Origin of the sequence: Micromonospora sp. B9E7, assembly GCF_039871815.1 — a bacterium.
In the GTDB taxonomy this organism is placed as follows: domain Bacteria; phylum Actinomycetota; class Actinomycetes; order Mycobacteriales; family Micromonosporaceae; genus Micromonospora.
The window spans coordinates 23668-46953 of record NZ_JBDPLX010000028.1 but is presented as its reverse complement, the minus strand read 5'-3'; the positions used below and the strand labels follow the sequence as shown (position 1 = coordinate 46953).

Below are 23286 nucleotides of genomic sequence, written 5' to 3'. Positions count from 1 at the left end.
CAGCTGTGGCATTCGGGATTGCCGCCAGCCTCACCAGGCGGGACGGTGACGGCATGAGCGATTCCTCGGCCGAGCCGGTCCTGATCACCGAACCTTCCGACGTGCCCTGGCCGGCCGCCGGAATCGTCCGTGCGGTCCGGCGCCGTGCTGACCTGAGCCAGCGCGAGCTGGCCAGGTGGGCGGGTGTGCACCATGCCACCATCGGCAGGATCGAGGCCGGTCGCATGGTGCCGAGCATCGTCCTGCTCCGGCGCATCATCAGTGTGGTCGGCTGTCGGCTGGCCGTGGTGGACGAGTTCGGCCGGGTGCTGAAGCCGATGCGTGACTGGCAGGACACCCGCAACGGCGCGGAGCGTCGCTACCCGTCGCACCTGGACACCATTCTCGACCCCGAGCCGGGCGAGTGGTGGGGGGACATCTACGGGCTGGCCCGACCACCTGAGACGTTCTATCGCGACCGGGCGGTTCGAGACGCGATGCGCCGACGCAGCCAGTGGGAGGTGCGTGTGGCCCAGCATCGACACCTGCCCCGGCCGCCCTGGCCCCCGCGTGGGCTGGTGTGAGCCCGGCACGAGCGAGGCCCACCGACCCGATACGGATCGGCGGGCCTCGCCGGAACGCGCGACGTCAGTCGTCGTTGGTGATCGTGCCGACCGCGAGCGGATCGGCCAGCCGCAGGCCGGGTACGCCGGCAACCAGCAGCGTCAACCTCTCGTCCGCCTCCCGTTTGCGGTCACCGCGCACGGTCACCGGGAACACCACGGACGTCTGCCCGGCCGCCAACACCTTGCAACCGGCGTACATGTCGAAGTCCGAGCCCACCTGCGCCGTCACGCCGAGGGTGGCGGCGCAGAGCAGCACCGGCTGGGACAACGGCCGGGACACCGTGGCGGTGAAGGTGAGCTGCCGGGTGCCCTGGTTGCCCTCGACCACCGTCGAGTCGGCGACGGTCAACGACGCCCGGGACCGGAACCGGGCCACCTGCGGGTCGTGGTCGCTGGAACCCCGCGACCCGTCCCCGGTGAACTCCGCCGGCCAGTCGGCGTTGACGTGTGCCGCCCGCACCTGAACCAGGTCGTCGTAGAGCGCGTCGTTGACGAACAGGTGGTCGAGCGTCTGCGCCTGCCCCTCGAAGCTGTACGAGTAGGCGGACGACGGCACCTCCGTCACCAGGTTGTCCCACAGGTTGTGCAGGCCCGCCTCGTAGAGCGGTGCGAGCTGGTCCGAGGGCGTGGGCTCGCTGCCCGTCGCGATGGGATCGTCCGGGCGGGGGAAGACGTTCAGGTCCCCGCCGTAGACGACCCGGGCCGTCTGGTCGGCCGCCTCGATCGCGGTGACGATCGCCGCGCCGTAGCGCGCCTGCTCCCGCCGCTGCCCGACCCGACTGTCCGGGCCGGAGGAGTAGTGGTTGCTGAGCGCGTACAGGGTGAACCGCTCCGACGCACCAGGTGCCGCGGCCACGGTGAACTTGCCCAACTGGGGAGCACGGGTGAAGACGTTGGTCCCGTCCCGACCCGTCGAGGTGTCCACGTCCGGGGGCAGCACCGCGTTGAGGGCCTTCGGGTTCTGCACGTCGGCGTTGGCAGGCAACCCCGCCGCGCGGTACTGGACGGTCGGCGCCGACCCCAGCAGCGGGTCGCTCGCCGTCGTGGCGGCCAGCGACAACCGGTCCGTGCGGTAGAGGAAGGCGGCGGTGATGCCGCGGGCGTCCGCGCCGGTCCGGTCATAGGCGGCGGCGTACGCCGGCCCGCCGGCAGCCGCCACGGTCAGCGCCAACTCCTGGATGCTGTCCGGCGCACCATCCGCGTCGTTGGTGTCGCCGCAGCTCAGCGAGTTGCCGGAGACCGTGCAGATGTCCTGGTCCTCGGCTTCCTGCACCAGGATCAGGTCCGGGGCGTGCAGATCCTTGACGATCTGGTCGGCGAGCGCGGCCAACTGCTGCCGGTACTCCGCCTCGCTGCCCGGCACGTAGTCGAACGGCGGGGCGACCCCGGTGCAGCCGGCGTTACCCGCGAAGTCACAGCCGTCGAACGGGTCGTCGCGGTAGTCGTACAGGTTCTCCACGTTGTAGGTGGCGACCGCCACCTCCTGCGACCGGTCGGCCGGCTTCGGCGGGTTGTTCTTCGACGGGTCGGCACCGGCGTCGAACTCGGCACGCTCGACCTGGACGCCGTACTTCTCGAACGAGTAGTAGACGCCGCCCACCGCGTCCGCGCGCAGCGTGTCGAAGGTGTGCGCCGGCGGGAGCAGGGCGGTGCTGTCCCCGGCGGTGGCCTTCACGCCCATGCTGCCGAGCAGCGTCCGCTGGCCGTTGCCGTCGTCGAAGCGCCGGGTCGGGTCGTTGTCCAGCGGGTGCGAATCACGGAAGACCCGCCGGGTGTACGGGTCGGCGCGGTCCAGCAGCGGGTCGTCCCGATCGACCACCCACAGCTCGGCGTCGGCCGTGGACGAGAACACGTCCCGTCCGCTGACCGCGCCACTGCCCGCGCGTACCCGCATCCGGGTGCCCTCGTGCCGCTCCCAGAAACGCTGCGCGTCGGTCAGCTCCACCGGTGGCACCGCGTCGGTGACCGCGACCGCGGTGTCCACGGCCAGGCCACCGGCGATCCGGCGGACCAGCGAGGCGCCGGAGAGCTGGGTGAGGTTGTAGTACTCGGACACCCGGGCCCGCAGCACGACCTCGTCGCCGACGGTCGGCACGTAGCCGCCGATCAGCGAGGTGAACGTGCCCATGAACACGAAGATGCCGTCGGAACTGGTCGGGTCGCCGTCGGTGTCGCCGGTACGGCTCTGCAGGAAGAAGCCGTGCTGCTCCGCCCCGGCCGAGGTGCGCGCAAGGGTCAACTGGGTGATCACGCCGCGTACGTCGTACATCGTGCTGCTCGTGCCGTTGCCGCTCGTCGGTGCGAGCGGTGACCGGTCGGTCGGACCGGACTCGGCGTCGGTGGTCGGACCCTGCACCTCGCCGACGGTCAACTCCCGGGTCACCTGTACGGCCAGCGCGCAGGTGGCGGTGCCGCCGCCCGCGTCGGTCGCGGTGAGGGTGACGGTGTACGCCCCGGCGGCGAGATCGGCACTCGCGCTGACCGTTGCGCGGGCGGTGCCGCCCAGCCCCTCCGCGGGGGTGAACGCGGTACGGGTGACCGAGCCGGTGGACGGGGCGGGGCTGACCGCGGTCACCGCCAGATCGGCGATCGTGTCGTCGGGGTCGGTGGCGGTGACCTCGCGGGTCGCGGCCGTGCCGGACGCGGTGACCAGTGGGCCGCCGCAGGTCAGCGTGGCCGGCATGTCGACCGGGCCCCCACCCTCGACGGTGTGCGTGCCGAGCCCGTCGAAGGTGTCGACCGGGAAACCGGTCCACTGCGCGGTCGGGTCGAACGCGTCCGACGGGTCCGTGTCGCCGGCGGCCACGGTCGGCAGCCGACGCAGGGTGTTGTCCGCGGTGCTGGTCGTGCCGGCACCCCATTCGGTGCCCGGGTCGACCCCCACCTGCCCGATCGAGTCGAGCACGGTGGTGCCCCGACGCAGCACGATCGCGTCGTCACCGTTGAACAGGCTGGCCCCGGTGGTCTGGTCGGCCTGGGCGAGGATGGCGGCCCCGGCCGAGGCGCTGGCGAAGACGAACGCGTCACCCGCGGCCACGCTGCCGGTCAGCGCGATCGTGGTGGCCGTGGTGGAGCCGTTGAAGAACATCTGGAGCTGGTAGCCGCCGGCGGTCAGGTCAATCGGGCCACCGGTGCCGTTGAACAGCTCGATCGCCTTGTTGTTCGACGAACCCTCGACGTACTCCGAGATGAACAGGTCGGTGGGCGCGGCGCTGGCCGCGGTGGGTGCGACGCCGAGCGCCGTGATGGTCACGGCGACGGTGGCGGTCGCGAGCGCGGCGAATGAGCGGCGCGGGCGCATAGGGCCTCCACGATGGGTGGACGGGGTCAACGCACGTTAAGGTGCGCGACTGTCCACCGTCCATCCCCTAGTGGACAGTTTCGTGAATTCCCTCAGTGCGGCGGATCGAGGCGGTGCACCAGCTCAGCGACGTCGACGCTGTATTCGCACCAGTCCCGGTCGGACCGGTAGCCCAACTCCGCGTTGACCTTCAGCATCGCCTCGTTGGCCTGCGCGTTCCAGGTCTGCACCTCGATCAGCTCCGGCTCGGCGGAGCGCAACTCCAACAGCATCCGAGCCTTGATCGCCCGGTCGATGCCGTAGCCCCGGTGGTCCTGCGCGACGATCGTGTCGTACTGGTCGGCGCGGGTCGGGTGCTGGGCCGGGACGACCACCTCGGTCAGGCCGGCCACCTCACCGCTCTGCTCGTGCCGGGCGAGCACGATGTACGGCTTCATGCCCCGCCGGTGCAGGGTGTCGAGGCTGTCGCGCAGCCGCTCCGGGTCGTAGGAGCTGGGGCGCAGCTCACCGTCGTCGACGTCGCGCACCTCGGCCTTCGCCCGCGCGTACGCCTCGATCAGGTCGTCCGGTGGCCCGCCGGGGAAGAACTCCAGGTGGTAACCCGCGCCGATGCCGGTCGCCATCTCGGCCAGCTCGGCCCAGTCGACCCCGGTCAGGTCGAGCACGCTGCGGGTCTCCACGTACTCCCGGGTGAAGCCGAGCGACTCGTAGAAGGCCACCGCCGGCGTGTCGCCGACGACCTCCACCCCGATCGACTGGAAGCCCTCCTGGTAGACCCGGCGAGCGGCGCGCAACACCAGGTCACGACCGAGGCCGCTGCGCCGCGCGGACGGGTGCACCAGCACCTCGAGCACACCGATGTCACCGAGGAGCAGCACGTGCACCTGGCCGAGCACCGCGCCCGGGTCGTCCGGGGAGGTCGGCTCGGCCTGGGCGATCCAGGAGATCCGCCGCTCACCGGGCATCACCTCGGCGAGGTATTCCCGCAGCGAGGTCTCCCGCCACGGCGGGTCCTGCGGCAGATCGGCCGCCAGAACCGCGTTCAGCGTGGCCAGCAGCGACGCGATCTCGGCAGACGACGCGGTCCTGGGGTCCCACTCGCGCACCATCACCCGTCTAGCTTGCCGCTAACAGCTGCCCGGGGGAAGTGTCCAGTTCTCCAACGTATCGAGACGATCACTTCACTGGCGACTGGTCCGTCCGTACCGGTTCGCGGTGTCGTAGACGTCCTGGGCGTACCGGCGTACATCGTTGTAGGACAGGATCGCGTTCCACCAGTCGCCCGCGATGCTCAGGTTCCGCCCGCCCTTGCAGAGGTAGTTTCCCGCTGCCAGAGCGGCGTCGTCGAGGTCGTGCGGGTCCTTGAGGCCGTCGTTGTCGGCGTCCGCGCCGATCTCCCGCCAGGTCGTCGGGATGAACTGCATCGGCCCGATGGCGCGGTCGAGGACCCTGTCGCCGTCGAGATCCCCACGGTCGGTGTCGATGATCCGCATCCGCCCGTCCTTGCCGTCCAACGGCAGCCCGATGATCTTCGGGAGGGCCTTGCCGTCCTGTCCCAGCCGCGCACCGTTGGCCGAGCCGTGCCCCGATTCGACCTGGCCGATCGCTGCCAGCGTGGTCCAGCTCAACGCGCAGCTGCGGTTGGTCTGGGCGAGCACCAGCTCGGCGTACCCGTACGCCTGCATGGCGACAGCGGGGATGCCCACCTTGGCGCCGACCTGCTGAGCCCAGCCGGCCAGAGCGTCCGACGGTCGGCCTCCGATCACCGGCCCGAGGGTGGGCTGCCCCGTCGGCAGCCCGCCGCTGGGTAGCCCGCCGCCGGGCACCGAACCGGTCGGGAGCGGCCCGGTGGGCAGTGGGCCGGTGGGGAGGCCGGACGGCACCGCCTGGGGTGCGCCCGGCATCGCCGTCGCGGTGGAGTCGGCCGCCACCGGGCGGGAGGCGCGAATCGTGGCCGGTACGACTAGCGCGCCCGCCGCGGCGGTCGCGGCCACCAGCGCCAACAGGAACACACCGGGCAGGGTGAGCCGACCGCTCGGACGACGAGCCCAGGCACGGGTCGCGTGAGCGGCGGTGGTCGCGGCCCGGCGCGGCTCCAGCCGTACCGCGTGCGCGAAGGGCACCCGCCGTCGTCGGGCCGGATCGGACGGCGGCACCACGGGCAGTTCGTCCACGGTGGTCTTCGCCGGGTCCGTGGCGGCGACCACCGTGGTCGGTCGCGCGTCCGCGCCCTTGCCGTCGGCACCCTCTGCCTCTGCGGGGTCCGCGGTCTTGGCGTCCGCGGGGTCCGCGGTCTTGGCGTCCGCGGCCTTGGCCTCGGTCATCGGACCCGCGACCGTTGTGGCCTCGGTCTTCGGGGATTCGGCCGGTGCGTCCTCGTGCTTGCCGTCAGCGGCCGGGCCGGGCGTGCCCAGGCTCGGCGTACCGCTCGCGTCCGGGTCGGAACCGGCGGCGTCGGTCGGCGTGGTCGCTGGTGTGCTCGTCGCACCCGCGGACCGCCCACTCAGCCAGGGCCGGCGGGGGCGGGGCACCGCACGCACCGGATCAGGCGCCGCCCCCGAGCCCTCCAGCGGCCCGTCCAGCGGAGCGGCCGGTCGTAGCCGTTGCACACGCGTGTCGTCCTCGCCGTCCACCACCCGTCGAGTATCACCCATGTCCCGCCGAACGTCAGATCCACGTACCCTGGCTGCCATGCCCCGGTACGAGTTCCGCTGCCGCGCCTGCGGTGACACCTTCGAGGTCAACCGTTCGATGGCGGCGGCCGGTGAGCCGGCGAGCTGCCCGAAAGGACACGCCGACACGGTCAAGCTTCTGTCCGCGGTCGCGGTCACCGGCCGGGGTGGTGCCGCCGGTGGTGCCCCGGCACCCACCGGCGGTGGTTGCTGCGGCGGCGCCTGCGGCTGCTGATCGGGCCAATTCTCCGCCCGCCTGGTGGGCTGGTCTTGCCGGGAGCAGGGCCGAGTGGCACTTTGAGGCGGCACCTGCCCGACCGTTCTCACGATGCGTGACCGCTCGGACTCAGGCAGCATGAATCCGACGTCACGGGCGGAGGTTCCACGCATGTCGCCACGGATCCAGCTCCCGAGCGGTTGGGTGACCTTCGTGTTCACCGATATCGAGGGCTCGACCCGGCTGGCCCAGCTGCTCGGCCCGGACTACCGTCCGGTGCTCGCCGAGCACCGACGGCTGCTGCGTCGGACGCTGGCCAGCACGGGTGGCGCGGAGCTGCTGACCGAGGGCGACTCGTTCTTCCTGGCCTTCGAGGACGCGGCTGCGGCGCTGACCGCCTGTCTGACCGCGCAGCGGGCGTTGTCCAGCCACGACTGGCCCACCCCGGAAGCAGCCCCACGGGTGCGGATGGGCCTGCACACCGGCTACGCCGAGCCGCGCGACGGCGAATACGCCAGCCCCGAAGTGCATCGGGCCGCTCGGGTGGCCGCCGCCGCGCACGGCGGGCAGGTGCTGTGCTCGGCGTCCACGGCACGTCGGGCCGAGCCGTTGCCACCCGGTGCGACCCTGCTCGACCTGGGCCTGCACCGGTTGCGCGGCTTCGACGATCGGGAACGACTGTTCCAACTGGTCGCGCCCGGCCTGGAGCGGCAGTTCCCGCGCCCCCGGACCGCCGACACGGTGGCGCACAACCTGCCGACCCAGGTGACCTCGTTCGTCGGCCGGCAGACCGAGCGCGTCGAGTTGGGTCTGCTGGTGCGGCAACACCGCCTGGTCACCGTGCTGGGGGCGGGCGGTGCGGGCAAGACCCGCCTCGCGGTGGAGTTGGCCAGCGGCGTCGTCGAGTCGTACCCGGACGGGGTCTGGTTCGTCGACATCGCCGCGGTGACCGACCCGGGGCTGGTGGCGTTCGCGATCGCCGCGGTGCTCGGCCTGCGACCCGAGCCGGGCCGCCCGATGCTGGACACCCTGGTCGAGTACGCGGCCAACCGCCGCATGCTGGTCGTGCTGGACACCTGCGACACCCAACCGGCCGCCTGCGCGGAGGTGATCGCGCGGTTGCTGTCCGGCGGCGGTGGTGTGCGGGTGCTGGCCACCAGCCGGGAGTCGTTCAGCCTGCCGGGCGAGGTGGTCTGGCGGATCCCGCCGCTCTCGGTCGAGCCGCAGTCGGACGGCGCGGAGAGCGACGCGGTGGCGTTGCTGCTGGACCGCACGGCGGCGGCGCGCGGCGGCCGGCAGCCGGATCCGGCCGAGTCGGCCGACCTGCGCCGGGTGGTGCAGCGGCTGGACGGGTTGCCGCTCGCCATCGAGTTGGCCGCCGCCCGGCTGCGGGTGCTCTCCGTCGGCCAGCTCGCCGAGCGGTTGGACGATGTGCTCGGCACGTTGGACGCTGGCCGGGAGGACCCGGACCCACCGCCGGTGGAGCGGGGCTGGTCCGGCAACCAGCAGGACACGGTGGACCTGGTCGCCGCCGCGGCCGGGGCGTCACCGCCCTCCCCGGCGAGCAGGGCGGTGCACCGTTCCGCGACCGAGCGGCACCTGACCATGCAGGCCACTGTCACCTGGTCGTACCGGACGCTGGGGCCTCGGGCCGCCCGCCTGCTGCGGTGGCTGGCGGTGTTCGCCGGGCCGGTGGATCTGGCGACGGTGGAGTGGTTGCTGGGTGACGACCCATTGGACCCGCTCTCGGTGCTGGTGGACAAGTCGATGGTCCTGGCCGATCCGCGTGCGTCGGGCAGCACCTACCGGATGCTCGACCCCATCCGGGCGTACGCGGCACGGCGGTTGGTCGAGGCGGGTGAGGAACAGGCCGCTCGGAACCGGCACGTGGCGTGGTCGGCGCATGCGTTGGACCGTGCGCACCTGGGCCAGGACGGCCGACCGGTCACGCTGTCGTTGTACGCACTGGACCCGCTGGCCGGGGAGTTGCGTGCCGCGCTGCGGTGGTGCGCCACCGGAGGCAGCGCCCGTGCCGGTCTCGGTCTGGCTGGTGGCCTGGACCAGTGGTGGCTTGAGCGGGGCCTGGCCCGGGAGGGGCGGCTGTGGCTTTTCCGGTTGTACGGGCGGATCGCCGAGACGGGGGAACGGATCCCGGAGTCGGAGCTGGCGGCGGCGTACCACATGCACTCGTTGCACGCCGGAGCCGACGGCGAGTTCGCCGAGGAGTTGCGCTACTCGCAGCGGGCGGAGGCGGCCGCCCGGCAGGCCGGTGACGCCGGGTTGCTGGCCCGGGTGCTCGCCGGCCGGGCCGCGCCGCTGGTGGACATGGGGCAGTTCGTCGAGGCCGAGCGGGTGTGCCGGGAGGTCATCGACTGGGCGCACGGACAGGACGTGGTCGGGGAGGCGTTGTTCGCGGTGTTCAGCCTGGCCGAGCTGCTGTGGCGGCGGGGCGCGCTGGAGGAGGCGGCGGAACTGCTGGGTGCGGTCCGTCCGGTGGAGGCGGCCCGGCCGGTGGAGCGGGGCCGGCGATCGGTGGACATGTTGCTCGGGATGGTCGCGTTGGCCCGGGGCGATGTCGTCGCCGCACACGAGCATCTGCTGGTGGCGTTGCGTTCCCGGATGGGCCACGGCTACCACGGCCGGGCGTGCGACACGTTGAACGCGATCGCGGTGCGCTGTGCGATCGGCGGGGACCGGTCGACCGCCGCCCGCCTCTTCGGGGCCGCGCAGGCAACCCGGGCGAGCATGCGGGCGACCCCGGGCATCTACGGCGGCTACTGGGCGGAGCAGCAGGCGCAGCTACGTACGGTGCTGGGCGACGCGGCCTTCGACGACGCGTACGGCGAGGGTGCCGAGTTGGGGCTGGACGAGGCGGCGGCGCTGGCACTCGACGTGGAACACCCGGATCTGGCGGCGGATTCGACACGCTTCAGCACCGGCCTGTCCCAGCCGACCCCGCGCCTCCCCGCCGACCCCGACCGCCGTCCCGCCTCCCGCACCGAACGCGCCTGACCCCCACCCCACCCTTCCCTCTGGTGATCAAGAGGTTTGCGTCAGGAATCGGGCTCCCGATGACGCAAACCTCTTGATCACCGCAGGAGGGCGGGTGGGGCAGGGGGTGGGGTGGGGTGGGGGTTTAGGCGCGGGCGGCGGCTTGGGCTTCGGCTTGGGCCTTCATGCGGGCGGCGCGGTCGATGTCGGCCTGCTGGACGGCCGCTACCGATCCGAAGATGCTGACTGCTTGGTAGTAGGTCCAGGCCAGGCTGTAGCAGGCCGGACGGACGACCGTGTTGTACGTGGTGCAGACGCGCTTGAGGTCCTCGTAGAAGGCGCTGTCCAGGCGGGACTTGTTGGCGGAGAACTGGCCGACCGCCTTGTAGTTGCGGTAGCCGAAGTCGTGCCGGTAGCAGCCCAGGTTGAAGGTGAACCCGAGCGGGTTGTCCGGGCTGGACGAGCAGTAGTCGGTGGACCAGTTGAAGTCGTACTCGGCCCAGGGGGCCCGGTTGACCCGGGCGCTGTTCCAGGAGTTGTAGCTGGACGCGCTGGTCTGCGTCCAACTGGACAGAACGGACAGCTTCTGTGCGGGGGTGACGGCGGCGGCGGGGGAGGCGACGGTGAGGGTGGCGAGCAGCGCGAGCGCGCCCGAGGCGAACAGGGTGGCGAGACGTCGGGGCACGGGTTACCTCCGCGGGTGAGCGGCTGGGACGGAAGTTACCGGCGGGTCACCGGATGTCGATCAGTGTCGATCAACTGATCAACTGGACGGTATGCGCCTCGCCAACTATTGGTGACATGCGTTGAAACAGACGAATGCCCCGGGCGCGTGGGGCACCCGGGGCATTCGGCGGAGCGGACGAGTCAGCGCAGGACGAAGGTTGGCGGACTCGCCGGGCTCTCGTTGGCCGACCGGTCCAGCGCGGTCACCTGGTAGGTGTAGCGCTGGCCGGGCGCGGCGGTGGTGTCCACCCAGGACTGGCTGCCGCCGGGTGCGGCCCGCACGGTGTCGACCAGGTGTGCCGCGTCCGCCGTGCCGCACCGACCGGGCAGCGTGGTGCCGTCGAACCGGTAGATCGCGTACGAGGTGGCGGTGCCGAGTGGCCGGACCCCGTCGGCCGGCTGACGCCAGGTCAGCCGGACCCCGTCGGCCTGCCGCTCGGCCCTGGTGACCACCGGGAAGAGCAACGGCTTGGCCGGCAGGTGTGGCATGGCCGGCACCAGCGCCGGGCGGGAGTAGTGCTCGGCGGCGTAGATGTCGGTCGCGCCGAGCCGGTTGGCCCGCACCTGGACGGCGGAGAAGTGCACGTTGCCCTGCACCTCCGGGTACGACCGGTTGAGCGTCAGATGGTCGGACAGCTCACGCGGGTTCTGCCAGTACGGGCCGTACGCCGGATCGCCGCTCTTGTAGTCGGCCTGGCCGATGTAGAGCTGCACGCGGGTGCCGCGCACCGTCTCGGCCCACCACGGCACGAGCCGCGCGTAGTCGGCCGCCGGGTACTGGCCGATGTACCAGTAGAGCTGCGGCACCACGTAGTCGATCCACTCCTGCTTGATCCACTTGCGGGTGTCGGCGGAGATGATGTCGTACGACTGGCTACCGGTGGTGTCCGAGCCGAGCGGGTCGGCGGTCTTGTTGCGCCAGATGCCGAACGGGCTGACCCCGAACTTCACCCACGGCTTCGCCGCCTTGATCTTGCCGCTCATCTCCTGGACCAGCAGGTTGATGTTGTCCCGCCGCCAGTCCGCCCGGTCGGTGAAGCCCCGGTTGTGGGCGGCGAACGTCGCGTCGTCCGGCACCTGGTAGGTACCGCTGGGGTAGGGGTAGAAGTAGTCGTCGAAGTGCACGCCGTCGACGTCGTACCGGCTGACCGCGTCCATCATCGCGGTCTGTACGAACTCGCGTACCTCGGGAATGCCGGGGTTGTAGTAGAGCCGGCTGCCGGCCACGCCGGCCGGCGGGTAGGCGAAGGTCCAGTCGGGGTGCTGCCGGGCCGGGTGGCCGGGGGCGAGCTGGGTGAGGTCCGCGCCGGCGCCGCCGGGTGCCGGCATGGAGACTCGGTACGGGTTGAACCAGGCGTGGAATTCCAGGTTGCGTCGGTGCGCCTCGTCGACCAGGAAGGCCAGCGGGTCCCACCCCGGGTCCTGCCCACGGACGCCGGTCAGGTACTCCGACCAGGGCTCGTACGGCGAGGGCCAGAGGGCGTCGGCGGTGGGCCGGACCTGCACCACGACGGCGTTGTGGTGCAGCCGCTCGGCGAGGTCGAGCAGCTCGCGATATTCGGCCTGCTGGGCGGCGACCCGGTCGGGGCTGGTCTGGGACGCCTTGCTGGGCCAGTCGATGTTGACCACCGACGAGATCCACATGGCGCGGAACTGCCGTTTCGGGGTGGCCGGGTCGGTGGCGCAGGTGGTGGTGGTGTCGGCGGCGCTGGGTTCGGCGCTCGCGGGGGTCGTGGTGACGAATGTCCCGAGCAGGGCTGCGACCAGCCCGGCGACTCCGATTCGGGTGGCTTTCATGCGGTGTGTCCCTTCGTTGGGGCTCCCGGATGTTTCGCGCGGTGCACGGCAAGATTCGCCGTCGATGTCCGCGTTGCTGGTAGGAAATTTTCACAATCTGGCCATCGCCGCAAGAGTCCGTGGTTGACCAATCGCGTCGCTGGGTAGCAACGGCGGTCACCGGCCGCCACGGAGGTGGTCGCACGGTGGGAGGGGTGACCGGGTGTCCGTGCTGCGCACAAAACCGATCAAGGACGTGATAGCCCAGGGCGAGGCGGACGGCAGCGACGGCAAGCTCGGGCTGAAGAGGCGGCTCGGCGCGGTCGACCTCACCGGCTTCGGCATCGGCATCGTGATCGGCACCGGGATCTTCACGCTCACCGGGATCGAGGCCCGGGACAGCGCCGGGCCGGGCGTGGTGATCTCCTTCGCCATCGCCGGCGTGGTGGCCCTGCTGGCGGCGCTCTGCTACGCCGAACTGGCCTCCAGCGTGCCGACCGCCGGCAGCGCCTACACCTACGCGTACGCCACGATGGGCGAGATCGTCGCCTGGATCATCGGCTGGGACCTGCTGCTGGAGTTCGCGCTCGGTGCCGCAGTGGTGGCCCGAGGCTGGTCCGGCTACCTCGCCGAACTGCTCGACCTGCCGACCCGCTGGTTCGGCGAGGAGGGCAGCACGGTCAACGTGGGCGCCATCGCCATCGTGCTGATCCTCGGCATCGTCGCGATCGTCGGCATCCGGGAGTCCGCCCGGATCACCAACCTGCTGGTGCTGGTCAAGGTGGCCATCTGCGTCTTCGTGGTGGTGGCCGGGTTGTTCTTCGTCAAGGCCGCCAACCTCACCCCGTTCATCCCGCCGGCCGAGCCCGCGGGCAGCGGCGACGACGGCATCAGGCAGCCGGTCACGCAGGCGCTCTTCGGGCTGGAACCGTCGGTCTTCGGCTTCGTCGGGGTGCTCAGCGCCGCCGCGGTGGTCTTCTTCGCGTACACCGGCTTCGAGGCCGTGGCCAACCTGGGCGAGGAGACGCGCAAGCCCAAGCGGGACCTCACCCTGGGTCTGCTCGGCACGCTGTTGATCTCCACCGTCCTGTACGTCGGCGTCTCGCTGGTGGTGGTCGGGATGGTGCCGTACACCGAGATCGACCGGGGCGCCCCGATCGCGTCGGCCTTCGAGTCGGTCGGCGCGGGCTGGGCCGCCGTGCTGGTCTCCATCGCCGCGGTCGCGGGCCTGACCAGCGTGATCCTGGTCGACCTGGTGGCCATGGGCCGGATCGGCTTCGCCATCGCCCGGGACGGCCTGATCCCGCCCTCGATCGCGAAGGTGCACCCGCGCTGGGGCACCCCGTACCGGATCTCGGCGATCATGACGGTGGCGGTCGCGCTGCTGGCCGGTCTCCTGCCGCTGTCCGCCCTGGCCGACCTGGTCAGCATCGGCGCGCTCTGCGCGTTCGTGCTGGTGTCGGTCGCGGTGCCGATCCTGCGCCGCAGGCGCCCGGACCTGGAGCGGCCGTTCCGGGTGCCGTTCTCCCCGGTGCTGCCGATCGTCTCCGCGCTGGCCTGCTTCTACCTGATGTTGAACCTGTCGGTGGAAACCTGGCTGCGGTTCCTGGCCTGGATGCTGCTCGGCGCGCTCATCTACTTCGGTTACGGCTACCGCCGCAACCGGCTGGCCCGCCACGAGCCCGCTGTCGCCCCGCAGCCGCGCGAGCCGAGCGCCTGACCCGAACTGCGCGGAAGGGCCCCGCCGAGGCGGGGCCCTTCCGCGCACCGTTGCGATGAGGGCTGACGAGGTACGGTGCGCTGGGTCACATCGGGGAGGTGCGACGTGCGACACAGGCTCAAGGACGTGGCTGAACGGGCCGGGGTGTCGGTGAAGACCGTCTCCAACGTCGTCAACGGCTATGTGCACGTTCGGCCGGACACCCGTGCCCGGGTCGAGGAGGCGATCGCCGAGCTCAACTACCGGCCCAACCTCTCGGCCCGCCACCTGCGCAAGGGCCGCACGGGTGTGATCGCGCTGGCCGTTCCGGAACTGGACATCCCGTACTTCGCCGAGCTGGCCCGCTACGTGGTCAACGCCGCCGCCGCCTACGGCTGGACGGTGCTGATCGACCAGACCGGCGGTCGGCGGGAGCAGGAACGGGTGGTCGCCTCCGGCATCACCGACCACCTGATCGACGGGCTCATCTTCAGCCCGTTGGCGCTCACCGCGGAGGATCTGGCCGGCCTGGACGGCACGCCCATGGTGCTGCTCGGCGAGCGGGTCGAACACGGCCCCGCCGACCGAGTGGTGATCGACAACGTGACCGCGGCCCGGGAGATCACCGCTCACCTGATCCAGCTCGGCCACCGCCGGATCGCGGCCATCGGGTCCCAGCGCACCGACGAGGGCGCCAGCGCCCGGCTGCGCCTGGCCGGCTACGCCGACGCGCTGCGCGCCGCCGGGCTCGAGTACGACGAAGCCCTGGTGGCGCCCGCGTCGGCCTGGCACCGCGCCGACGGCGCCGCCGCCATGCAGGGCCTGCTCACCTCCGGCGTACGCCCCGACGCCGTCTTCTGCTTCAACGACACGCTCGCCCTGGGTGCCTTGCGCGCCCTGCACGAGGCCGGTCTACGGGTGCCGGAGGACGTGGCGGTGGTCGGCTTCGACGACATCGAGGACGGCCGGTTCTCCATCCCCACCCTGAGCACCGTCGCCCCGGACAAGGAGAAGATCGCCCAACTGGCGGTCGAACTCCTGGCCAACCGCCTGGACGGCGACCGGGCCGCTCCGGCGAAGGAGGTCTCCGCCCCCTACCGCCTGGAACTGCGCGAGTCCACCCAGACCCGGTAAACCGGTCGCCGGGCTGGTCAGTCGAAGAAACGGGCCAGGTGGGACTTCGGGGCGGTGTCGGCGTCCGGTGGGAGCGGAGTCAGGTCGGCGAAGATCGAGGCGCCGTCACAGCCGGCGTGCAGGGGATACCACCGTGGGGTGCCCGGTGGACGGCCCTGGCAGATCCCCTTGAACGTCTGCACGTCCATCAGCCGGACGTGGGTCGGGTCGGCCACCGCGTTCACATGCCCCCACCAGGGGCTCATCACGTGCAGCACGCCACCCGGACGCAACACCCGGTGGCACTCGTCCACCAGCGGCAGGAAATCGATCAGGTGCTCCAGGATGTGCACCGCGAAGAGGACGTCCACCGAGTTGTCGGCGAGCGGCAACGAGCCGGACAGGTCCGCGACCGCGTTCACCCCCGGCGCGGGATAGATGTCCAGACCCAGGTTGCTCGACCACTGCTTGGTCGGCCCGCAACCGAGGTCCACCACCACCGGTGCCCGCCCGTCGACGCCGACCCGGCACCAGACGCCGTAGACGCCAGCCAACCGCCCCACCAGGTCCCGTACCAGCCGTAACTCGGCGGGCTCGGCGACGTCCCCGCTGAGATGGGCCACCCCCCGGTCGAACCGCACCTCCACCGTCAGGCCCCGCAGCCGGTCGTCGTGCCGGACCTGGTCCGCCCAGGCCTCAGCGAGGAAATCGTCGATCGCCCGCAGCCGGTCGGCCGAGGGCGGAGTCTGTGCCAAAGCGACCATTCGGGCCACCTCCCGCCGCGCGATACCCGCAATCACGCCCGGTATGCACCGCTCGCCGGCTCGAGCCGTGGATCGGCGCGCCCGTCGGCGGCCGCGCCGCAGCCGGGCTGCCCGGCCAGAGCGGCCGCGCCCCGAGCGGCCGCGTCAGCCTGAGAGGGTACGGCGGCCCCCACGCATTCGCTGGCGGGGCGGCGGGTCGGCCGGCTTCGGCCGCTTCAGGTGATAGCGGTGCAGCTCGTGGTGGCCGGGCAGGGACGGGTCCTCGCTCATCGCGACCAGTTCCCAGCCCTGGTCACCGGCGCGGTTCAGGTGGGCCAGCGACGTGTCGCCGTAGGGCGTCACGTCGACCATCGAGCCGTCCGGGCCGTACCAGACGAACACGACCTCCCAGCCGAGGTCGTTGGTCGCCGCCTGACGGCGGCGGACCAGCAGGGCGTACTCCCACTTGAGCATGGCGTCATTCTCACCCCGCGCCGGCTTGCGGGCACGGATCAATCCTCGGCGATCCGGCCGGCGTCGACCCGAAGTCGCCGGTTGGTCTCGATGGCGGCCAGCATCCGCCGGTCGTGGGTGACCAGGAGCAGCGTTCCGGGGTAGGTGGCCAGCGCCGCTTCGAGCTGTTCGATGGCGGGCAGGTCCAGGTGGTTGGTGGGCTCGTCGAGCACCAGCAGGTTGACCCCGCGGCCCTGGAGCAGAGCCAGCGCCGCCCGGGTCCGCTCACCGGGGGAGAGGGTGGCCGCCGGTCGGGGCACGTGCGCCGCCCGCAGCCCGAACTTCGCCAGCAGGGTCCGCGCGTCGGCAGGCGACAGATGGGGTACGGCCGCGTGGAACGCGTCGATGAGTGGCGCGTCGCCGAGGAACAGCCCTCTGGCCTGGTCCACCTCACCGACCACGACACCCGGTCCGAGCGAGGCGGTGCCGGCGTCCAGCGGCAGTCGGCCGAGCAGCGCGGCCAGCAGGGTGGACTTACCCGAGCCGTTCGCCCCGGTCACCGCCACCCGGTCCGCCCAGTCGATCTGGAGGTCGACCGGGCCGAGGGTGAACCCGCCTCGGCGTACCACCGCACCGCGCAGCGTGGCCACGACGGCGCCGGCGCGGGGTGCGGCGGCGATCTCCATCCGCAGCTCCCACTCCTTGCGCGGCTCCTCGACCACGTCGAGCCGTTCGATCAGCCGCTCGGTCTGCTTGGCCTTGGCGGCCTGCTTCTCGCTCGACTCACTGCGGAACTTGCGGCCGATCTTGTCGTTGTCGGTGGCCTTGCGGCGGGCGTTCTTCACGCCCTTCTCCATCCAGCCACGCTGGGTGCGGGCGCGGGCCTCCAGCCCGGCCTTCGTGTCGGCGTACTCCTCGAAGTCCGCGCGGGCGTGCCGGCGGGCCACCTCGCGCTCCTCCAGGTAGGCCGCGTAGCCGCCGCCGTAGTGGTTGACCTGCTGCTGCGGCAGGTCCAGCTCGAGCACCCGGGTCACCGTGCGGGTGAGGAACTCCCGATCGTGGCTGACCAGCACCGTGCCGGCGCGCAGCCCGGTGACGAACTCCTCCAGCCGCTCCAACCCGGCCAGGTCCAGGTCGTTGGTCGGCTCGTCGAGCAGGAACACGTCGTACCGGCTGAGCAGCAGCGACGCCAACCCGGCGCGGGCCGCCTGACCGCCGGACAACCCGGTCGTCGGGTGGTCCAGGTCCACCGCGAGCCCCAGGTCGGCACTCACCTGCTCGGCGCGTTCGTCCAGGTCCGCGCCGCCGAGGGCGAGCCAGCGCTCCAAGGCGTCGCCGTACGCGTCGTCGGCGCCCGCCGTCCCGGCGGTCAGCGCCTCGGTCGCCGCGTCCAGCGCCGCCTGCGCGGCGGTCACCCCGGTCCGCCGGGCCAGGAAGTCGCGGACCGTTTCACCCGGTCGCCGTTCCGGCTCCTGGGGCAGGTGCCCGACGGTCGCGGTGGGCGGGCTGAGTCGGACGCTGCCGGCCTCGACCGGCAACAACCCGGCGAGGGTACGCAGCAGCGTCGACTTGCCGGCCCCGTTCGGCCCGACCAGGCCGACCACGTCGCCGGGAGCGACAACCAGGTCCAACCCGGCGAAGAGTGAGCGGTCGCCGTGCCCGGCGGCCAGGTCCTTGACGATCATCGTGGCGCTCATCAGGACGGCAGCCTATCCGGCTGCCGGCATACCAGCCGACGGCAGCGGGCAGACTCAACGGCGTGGTGACCACACTGGCGATCGACTGCGGCGGCGGAGGCATCAAGGCCTCCGTGCTGGACGAGGCGGGCACGATGCGGGCCCGACCGTTGCGGGTGCCCACCCCGTACCCGTTGCCACCTGCGTTGTTCGTCCGGACCCTGGTGGATCTGGGCGGACGCCTACCGACGGCGGACCGGCTCACCGTCGGCGTACCCGGGATGATCCGACACGGGGTGGTGGTCGCCACGCCGCACTACGTGACCCGGAGCGGCCCGCGTAGTCGCGTCGACCCGGACCTGCTCGCCGAGTGGTCCGGCTGGGACGCGCGGGGAGCGCTGGCCGACGCCTTCGGGGTGCCCGCACTGGTGCTCAACGACGCCGAGGTGCACGGTGCCGGGGTGGTCGCCGGCACCGGCTGCGAGCTGGTGCTGACCCTCGGGACGGGGCTGGGCAGCGCGCTGTTCGACGGCGGGGTGCTCGCACCGCACCTGGAGCTGTCGCACGCGCCGGTGCGGTGGGGCACCACCTACGACACGTACGTGGGTGAGCCGGAACGTCGGCGGCTCGGCGACGCCTTCTGGTCCCGCCGGATCCGGCAGGTGGTGGACGGGCTGCGTCCGGTGTTCCGGTGGGACCGGCTCTACCTGGGCGGGGGCAACTCCCGACTGATCCGGCCCGAGCAGCTCGCCCGGATGGGCGACGACGTGGTGGTGGTGCCGAACACCGCCGGAATCGTCGGCGGTGTTCGCGCCTGGGAGCTTTCCGCCGGACGTCGGGACGCCCGTACCTGACCCGATCTCGACCTTCGGGAACAGTCGCTAAACGCCCAGCGTTGTGCCAGCGTCGGAACAGGTGACGGTGCGACCCGAGGAGGTTGGCAGATGGATCTTCTGGCGGACTACCGGCGGGCGACCATGTTCTTCGAAACCGGCGACCCGAGCGGAGCGGCCCGACTACTGGAGCCGATCGTCGACGCCGAACCCGGCAACGCGGCCGTCCGGCAGTTGCTGGCCCGGGCGTACTTCCAGTCGGCCCAGCTCAACCGGGCCGAGGAGCACCTGCGCGAGCTGGTCGACCGGGACCCGAGCGATCACTACGCACACCACGTGCTCGGTCGGACGCTGGAGCGGCTGAACCGACACACCGACGCGCTGCGGCACCTGCGGATCGCCGCCGCGATGTACGCGGCCAACGACGACTACCGGACCGCGCTGGAGCGGGTGGAGACCCGAGTGGGCGGCACACGCTGAGCGTGGACCGGTGACGTGACAGGGGCGGTCCTCCGGGGCCGCCCCTTCGTCGTCCGGCCAGCGGGCTCTTCGTCGCCCGGCGGGCGGTCCGCCGGGCGTGCCTAGGATGGCGACATGGGACCTGACCGGCCGGGGGCTGCGGCATGAAGCTCAAGCTGGACCTGCACGAGATCTTCAACAAGGGCCAGGACATCGACCGTGCGCTGCGCGGGATCATGGACGAGGCGGTGGCGAAGAAGGCCACCCTCGTCGAGATCATCCCCGGCAAGGGGTCCGGCCAGCTCAAGAAGCGGGTGCTGCGGTTCCTCGACCAGAAGGACGTCAAGCAGCTGTACCACCGGGTGGAGAAGGACTCGAAGAACTTCGGCCGTCTCTTCGTCCACTTCCGCTGGAAATAGTTCAGATGGGCCAATGGTGGCGCTCGGGGTCTATCGGGGAAGTGGGTTGGCGACGTAGACGCCCTTGCCCTGCCGGCCGTCGATCAAGCCCTCGGCCTTGAGTAGGAGCATGGAGGCGCGGATCACCGTGTTGCTGACGTCGTAGTGCTCGCAGAGTGCAGCGAACGACGGCAGCTTGTCGCCCGGCTTCAACTGGCCGGAGCTGATCTGCTCGCGGATATCTCGGGCGACCTGTAGGTACGCAGCTTCAGACATTGGTGGTGCTCCCAGCTTGGCGGCTGGTGCAAGGAGACCACATCTCTGGCTCGACTTACAACGCTATGTGTCGTAGCTGTTGACCCTGCGCACATTGCGTCCTAAGTTGCTTGTGGGGCTACCCAGCTTGGCGGCCGGGTCGTCCTGCCGTGGGTGCCCTGTCTCCGGACACCGCTGACCGGGTGCCCACGGAACCCCAGGCGTCGGCGGGAGGCATCGTGACCAGACCGAACGGTGCAACTGCCGCAACCGCGGGCACCGGCGACGCTGCCAGGGATTCCGGTGCTAGGCGGCCGCGATTAGAGAGCGCCCAGCGGCGCGTTTCGTACGACGAGTACGTCATCGCGGTGGCGCTCACCCTGGCGCGCCGTCACCGGCCTGTCTGGTCCTGGCGGCACTGGCGACGCATCTGTCGGTGCGGTACCGACCTGCCGTGCAGAAGTCGCCACCGCATCCCGATCAGTAGCCGTCACTGGCCGAGTCAGGACGAGACACAATGACGAGCCACCTCGCGATCACCCCGGCCTGGATCTGCGCCGGTTGCGGTGCTGACTGGCCATGCGACACCCGCCGCCGAGAGCTGCAAGCGGAGTACGACAGAGCGCCGGTGTCACTTGCCCTCTACCTGGCGGCTCAGTTGGTTGATGCCGCCCAGGACCTGGCCCACGTTTCCGCCGGCCAGCTGCACTACCGCTTCCTGGGTTGGACCCGGTGAGCATCCTCCGGCGGGGTGACGAGAAGTTCCACTACAGCGACGGCTCCCACAGGTGGATCCCGCCGGACCCCGACTACGACCAGGAAGTCTGGGACGAGCAGATTCGCCAGCACAAACACGGCCACCTGCGGAACGAGCGTCCGAAGATCCGTATCCAGCGCCTGATCTGATGCGAGCAGCGGCGGTCAGAGGCTGGCGGCGAGGAAGCCGCAGACGGCCAGCGGAAGTACTGCGGACAGCGTGCCCACCACTGCCGACGAGCGGATCCGGGCGCGGGAGACGAGCACCGCGAGCATTGCCAGGCTGACCAACAGCGCGAGGAACAGCGCGGGCGTGGCCACGTAGAGCAGGAAGAGCAGCGCCCGCGACCGCTCGGACTCGCATACCTCGCCGCAGCCTGCCGTGACCGAACCGGAAAGCGTGCTGAGGAACAGTCCGAACGACGCGATGACGGCCACGTACCAGCCGGCCAGCACCAGGAAGGATGAGCGCGCGTCAACGAGATGGGTGCGTGACGGCGCCAGAGTCATGGGCGAAGTATCCGCCGTTGAGTGAGCGGGGTCAGCCCCTCGATGGCGTCGGCCGGAAGCTGTGGGGCACCACCACATGCGTCAGGACCCGATCTCTGCGACCATCGTGTCGGCGTCCTCGAAGGACTCGACCGTGCGGAACCCTTCGGCGGCGTACAGCCTCGCGGCGAAGTTCGCCCGCTCTACGCTCAGCGACACCGTGCGGATGCCACGTTCTCGTGCGGCGTCCAGAACAGAGCGCAGAAGCAGCCGACCCGCACCCCGGCCCCGCCAGGCTTCCACCACGCCGATAGTCAGCTCTGGAACGTCGTCACTCACGTACCCGTAGCCCGGATCGGCGGCGGTCAGGTACCGGAACCAGGCCGCGCCGACGGGCCGATCAGCCGGGTCCGCCGCAACCAGACCGAAGTCGGTTGGCCGCATCCAGCCGGTGACATAGTGGGCCAGCGCGGGATTCGCCAGGATCTGCTCGCGAGACCAGTTGCGCTCGGGCAGCCAGTTCACGGCCTCCACGAGCATGTCGACCAGGAATTCGGAATCAGCCGAGGTGGCTGCGCGGATGCCGAGGTCAGTCACCGCCGAAGCCTCGCACACAAGATCGGACAGAGCCAGGATCCTGCCGTCCCCAAGCCGTCCAACGCGGCACAGCAGCCCATTTTTCGTCAGCGAGACGGTCCGCCAGCAGGTCTGGACGTAAAGCAAACCGCGCCATCCGGTCGGATTCCTGACTTCGAGCACTGCCAATCCGGCCTTGGCGGCCAGCCGTGTTCAGAACTGTCCCAAATCTCCGTAAAGCGCAAAAGATCAAGCGCGCGACGCACCCCGGGCCGCCGCTACGATGCAGCCTCCGAGGCGCGTCACAATGGGCGGAGAGCGCGGATGCTTGGTCCTAAGAGAGCGGTGAGGACAAAGACGGCCATCTGGCGCTACAAGCTCTGGCGTTACCGGCTGACCACCGTGGGCCTGGCTCTAGCCTCGTTCGGGTTGGCGACATCCCTGGTGAACCTGCCACGGCCAGTCAGTGTGGTTGCTGGCCTCGCCGGCGCTACTCTCTCCCTCATGGAGACCCGAGCCAACCGTCGCCGCGCACGAGAAGTGCGATTTCAGCCGCGGAAGGGCGACAGCTACCGGGATGTGATTGGCGATTCGGTGGACCTCGGGCCAAGCGTGGAAAGCGCCCGCGACGTTGGAATTCTACTGTCGCGTGAAAACGTCGAACTGCGTAAGCGGCCCATCCGGGCCATCGTGCAGACGCCCGACTACAAGCTTCCTCGCGACCTGAAGACGTGGTCGCTCGACTTCCTGGCGCACCGTTCGAGGACGGGGAAGATATATAACGACAGTGCGCTCTGTCTGGCCTCGGACCTGTTGAGCGAGGATGTCGTCAAGCTGAGAGCGGGCCACTATTTCGATTTCATGTGCAGCAACCTGCTCGCGCCGTTGGACATCTGGGAGGTGGGGCGGAAGAGCCCAGCGCTTCGAGGAAGGGACCTCATCCTCGACTCGGACGGCCGGCTGATCTCCTTCAAGCGCAGTCGTCTCGCGAACCTGATCGGTGTGTCGACGCTGGCTTTCACCACGGACGGACAGTTGCTCGTTGTCGCGCAGACCGAGGACAACATCGGCAGTCCCGGATTGCTCGCTCCGTCCGGCTCGGGGGCATTGGAACCCCGGGACGTGCCCCGGAACCCGGCGGACTGGACGATTCAGAGGATCGTGATAAACGGAGCCGAACGCGAGTTGCGGGAAGAGTGCCACCTGACCGAACGGGAGATAAAAGACAGCTCCCTGGTTGGTCACGGTCGCTGGATCAGCCGGGGAGCCATGCCGGAGTTCTGCGCCGTGACTCTCCTGAACCTTACCGGTGATCAGGTGCTCGACCGTTCACCACGGCGAGTGGAGCGCTCCTACGTACACGAATTCATGCCGGTCGGCCTCGCACCCCGGCGGCTCTGGGATCCCAGTCGACCGCTTGACATGCTCCTTCAGCACCGACAGGCGGTTTCCTGGCCGCTGGCACTCGGGCTCGCCTGCCTGGCGGAGTGCATCGCGGACGAGTCTTGGCCTCTCCGCAATGAATTGTTGGCACGCTTGGAGGGGTAG

At 70.8% G+C, this 23286-nt stretch carries 22 protein-coding genes; 11 read left to right on the top strand and 11 right to left on the bottom strand.

Features of this window, described 5'->3' with window-relative positions; all coding sequences use genetic code 11:
* Positions 1 to 53 precede the first annotated feature (53 nt).
* Positions 54 to 563, top strand: coding sequence for a helix-turn-helix transcriptional regulator (locus ABGB10_RS30290; RefSeq protein ID WP_347664402.1), 510 nt, complete (start codon positions 54 to 56; stop codon positions 561 to 563).
* A 64-nt stretch (positions 564 to 627) separates the two neighbouring features.
* Here ABGB10_RS30290 and ABGB10_RS30285 read toward each other — a convergent pair whose 3' ends face one another.
* The 3 genes from ABGB10_RS30285 to ABGB10_RS30275 all read right to left on the bottom strand — a co-directional run bounded on the left by ABGB10_RS30285 (position 628) and on the right by ABGB10_RS30275 (position 6560).
* Positions 628 to 3906, bottom strand: coding sequence for a lamin tail domain-containing protein (locus ABGB10_RS30285; RefSeq protein ID WP_347664401.1), 3279 nt, complete (start codon positions 3904 to 3906; stop codon positions 628 to 630).
* A 92-nt stretch (positions 3907 to 3998) separates the two neighbouring features.
* Positions 3999 to 5015 carry a GNAT family N-acetyltransferase gene (locus ABGB10_RS30280; RefSeq protein WP_347664435.1) on the bottom strand — a complete coding sequence of 339 codons (1017 nt, stop codon included), beginning with the start codon at positions 5013 to 5015 and terminating at the stop codon, positions 3999 to 4001.
* A 72-nt stretch (positions 5016 to 5087) separates the two neighbouring features.
* Positions 5088 to 6560: a lytic murein transglycosylase gene (locus tag ABGB10_RS30275; RefSeq protein WP_347664400.1), complete on the bottom strand. Its 1473-nt coding sequence runs from the start codon at positions 6558 to 6560 to the stop codon at positions 5088 to 5090.
* A gap of 37 nt (positions 6561 to 6597) precedes the next feature.
* Between ABGB10_RS30275 and ABGB10_RS30270 the strand changes: the two genes are divergently transcribed.
* Both ABGB10_RS30270 and ABGB10_RS30265 read left to right on the top strand, forming a co-directional pair.
* The gene (locus ABGB10_RS30270) at positions 6598 to 6813 is read left to right on the top strand and encodes a zinc ribbon domain-containing protein (RefSeq protein ID WP_347664399.1); all 216 of its coding nucleotides are present in this window, start codon (positions 6598 to 6600) and stop codon (positions 6811 to 6813) included.
* A gap of 153 nt (positions 6814 to 6966) precedes the next feature.
* Positions 6967 to 9807: an adenylate/guanylate cyclase domain-containing protein gene (locus ABGB10_RS30265; RefSeq protein ID WP_347664398.1), complete on the top strand. Its 2841-nt coding sequence runs from the start codon at positions 6967 to 6969 to the stop codon at positions 9805 to 9807.
* Between the two features lie 124 nt (positions 9808 to 9931).
* Here ABGB10_RS30265 and ABGB10_RS30260 read toward each other — a convergent pair whose 3' ends face one another.
* Positions 9932 to 10471: a phospholipase gene (locus ABGB10_RS30260; RefSeq protein ID WP_347664397.1), complete on the bottom strand. Its 540-nt coding sequence runs from the start codon at positions 10469 to 10471 to the stop codon at positions 9932 to 9934.
* 182 nt (positions 10472 to 10653) lie between these two features.
* Positions 10654 to 12309, bottom strand: a complete 1656-nt coding sequence (locus ABGB10_RS30255) for a family 10 glycosylhydrolase (RefSeq protein WP_347664396.1) — start codon at positions 12307 to 12309, stop codon at positions 10654 to 10656.
* Positions 12310 to 12511: 202 nt separating this feature from the next.
* On the opposite strand from ABGB10_RS30255, the gene ABGB10_RS30250 reads away from it, so the two are divergent.
* Both ABGB10_RS30250 and ABGB10_RS30245 read left to right on the top strand, forming a co-directional pair.
* On the top strand, positions 12512 to 14008 hold the full coding sequence (locus tag ABGB10_RS30250; RefSeq protein ID WP_347664395.1) for an amino acid permease: 1497 nt from the start codon (positions 12512 to 12514) through the stop codon (positions 14006 to 14008).
* A 105-nt stretch (positions 14009 to 14113) separates the two neighbouring features.
* Positions 14114 to 15121 carry a LacI family DNA-binding transcriptional regulator gene (locus ABGB10_RS30245; protein WP_347664394.1) on the top strand — a complete coding sequence of 336 codons (1008 nt, stop codon included), beginning with the start codon at positions 14114 to 14116 and terminating at the stop codon, positions 15119 to 15121.
* 17 nt (positions 15122 to 15138) lie between these two features.
* Here the strand turns inward: ABGB10_RS30245 and ABGB10_RS30240 are convergent, their stop codons facing one another.
* The 3 genes from ABGB10_RS30240 to ABGB10_RS30230 all read right to left on the bottom strand — a co-directional run bounded on the left by ABGB10_RS30240 (position 15139) and on the right by ABGB10_RS30230 (position 17993).
* On the bottom strand, positions 15139 to 15864 hold the full coding sequence (locus tag ABGB10_RS30240) for a methyltransferase domain-containing protein (RefSeq protein WP_347664393.1): 726 nt from the start codon (positions 15862 to 15864) through the stop codon (positions 15139 to 15141).
* A 144-nt stretch (positions 15865 to 16008) separates the two neighbouring features.
* Complete coding sequence (locus tag ABGB10_RS30235) at positions 16009 to 16317, bottom strand: hypothetical protein (protein WP_347664392.1); 309 nt, start codon at positions 16315 to 16317, stop codon at positions 16009 to 16011.
* Between the two features lie 38 nt (positions 16318 to 16355).
* Positions 16356 to 17993, bottom strand: a complete 1638-nt coding sequence (locus ABGB10_RS30230) for an ABC-F family ATP-binding cassette domain-containing protein (protein WP_347664391.1) — start codon at positions 17991 to 17993, stop codon at positions 16356 to 16358.
* A 62-nt stretch (positions 17994 to 18055) separates the two neighbouring features.
* Here ABGB10_RS30230 and ABGB10_RS30225 point away from each other — a divergent pair, with 62 nt between their 5' ends.
* The 3 genes from ABGB10_RS30225 to ABGB10_RS30215 all read left to right on the top strand — a co-directional run bounded on the left by ABGB10_RS30225 (position 18056) and on the right by ABGB10_RS30215 (position 19683).
* Positions 18056 to 18826 carry an ROK family protein gene (locus ABGB10_RS30225; RefSeq protein ID WP_347664390.1) on the top strand — a complete coding sequence of 257 codons (771 nt, stop codon included), beginning with the start codon at positions 18056 to 18058 and terminating at the stop codon, positions 18824 to 18826.
* A 90-nt stretch (positions 18827 to 18916) separates the two neighbouring features.
* A complete protein-coding gene (locus tag ABGB10_RS30220) occupies positions 18917 to 19285 on the top strand; it encodes a tetratricopeptide repeat protein (protein ID WP_347664389.1) in 369 nt (122 codons plus the stop codon).
* A gap of 143 nt (positions 19286 to 19428) precedes the next feature.
* The gene (locus ABGB10_RS30215) at positions 19429 to 19683 is read left to right on the top strand and encodes a Smr/MutS family protein (RefSeq protein ID WP_007465523.1); all 255 of its coding nucleotides are present in this window, start codon (positions 19429 to 19431) and stop codon (positions 19681 to 19683) included.
* 30 nt (positions 19684 to 19713) lie between these two features.
* Here the strand turns inward: ABGB10_RS30215 and ABGB10_RS30210 are convergent, their stop codons facing one another.
* Entirely contained in the window at positions 19714 to 19938 is a 225-nt protein-coding gene (locus ABGB10_RS30210; RefSeq protein ID WP_145778810.1) for a winged helix-turn-helix domain-containing protein, read from the bottom strand.
* A gap of 496 nt (positions 19939 to 20434) precedes the next feature.
* Here ABGB10_RS30210 and ABGB10_RS30205 point away from each other — a divergent pair, with 496 nt between their 5' ends.
* Positions 20435 to 20653 (top strand): flavin reductase, encoded by a 219-nt coding sequence (locus tag ABGB10_RS30205; protein WP_347664388.1) that lies wholly within the window; start codon positions 20435 to 20437, stop codon positions 20651 to 20653.
* Entirely contained in the window at positions 20650 to 20823 is a 174-nt protein-coding gene (locus ABGB10_RS30200; protein WP_278141824.1) for a hypothetical protein, read from the top strand. Before ABGB10_RS30205 ends, ABGB10_RS30200 begins: the two co-directional genes overlap by 4 nt.
* Positions 20824 to 20838: 15 nt before the next feature.
* On the opposite strand, the gene ABGB10_RS30195 is transcribed toward ABGB10_RS30200, so the two are convergent.
* Both ABGB10_RS30195 and ABGB10_RS30190 read right to left on the bottom strand, forming a co-directional pair.
* Positions 20839 to 21183 (bottom strand): hypothetical protein, encoded by a 345-nt coding sequence (locus tag ABGB10_RS30195; RefSeq protein ID WP_347664387.1) that lies wholly within the window; start codon positions 21181 to 21183, stop codon positions 20839 to 20841.
* Positions 21184 to 21264: 81 nt separating this feature from the next.
* Positions 21265 to 21921 carry a GNAT family N-acetyltransferase gene (locus ABGB10_RS30190; RefSeq protein ID WP_347664386.1) on the bottom strand — a complete coding sequence of 219 codons (657 nt, stop codon included), beginning with the start codon at positions 21919 to 21921 and terminating at the stop codon, positions 21265 to 21267.
* Between the two features lie 321 nt (positions 21922 to 22242).
* Between ABGB10_RS30190 and ABGB10_RS30185 the strand changes: the two genes are divergently transcribed.
* On the top strand, positions 22243 to 23286 hold the full coding sequence (locus tag ABGB10_RS30185) for a hypothetical protein (RefSeq protein WP_347664385.1): 1044 nt from the start codon (positions 22243 to 22245) through the stop codon (positions 23284 to 23286).